The organism is Mesorhizobium waitakense (genome assembly GCF_056431085.1).
In genome coordinates this window covers 1-590 of sequence record NZ_JBWKME010000232.1, presented here as the reverse complement: position 1 = coordinate 590, position 590 = coordinate 1, and the positions used below count along the sequence as shown (strand labels likewise).

Genomic DNA, 590 nt, shown 5'->3' with positions numbered 1-590 from the left:
ACCAGCAGCAGCGACCAATGGTCGCCTTCGCGAATAGCACTGGCATTGTTCACTGGCAGGAACAGGAAGTCGGCTGTATCGTTACCATTCCGATCATGGACAATGCGATGGAATGCGCGTAGCGCGTCGCTATCGGCGCCGTGGTTAAGCTGAAAGGCTATCAGAGGATCCACGAACCGCGTCCGGGCGGCGAGATCCGGATTAGTCCCACGCAACTCCTGCGCCACGAACTCGTAATCCCGCTGAATATGATCGTCGCCGAGCCATTCTCTGGCTCCGAGCACCCGTCCGCGGTCGTGGGAAGAGGCACTCGTAGCCGAAGCACCGATCTGAGCATCTGGAACCGAGGATGGGCGAGGATGATGGATAAATTGAGCATCGCGGCGCCCTCGCGGCCCCAACGTGATAGAGTAGGTCTCACCGTTGATAGAGACAGGCCGCGGAACCATGCGCGGACTCGGCAACAGCATCTTGTTGTCCAGTACATCGAGCAGGAAGTCCGGAACCGGCTGCGAGCCATGCTGCCAATCCTCGCCGACGAGATATCCGATATCCTCGAGCTCCAGAGGCTCGCCTGATGGCCCGATGAA

General features: G+C 59.3%; 1 pseudogene. It reads right to left on the bottom strand.

Annotated elements, in window-relative coordinates:
• A pseudogene (locus tag AC07FD_RS39450) lies at positions 1-590 on the bottom strand (Ulp1 family isopeptidase); the annotation flags it as partial.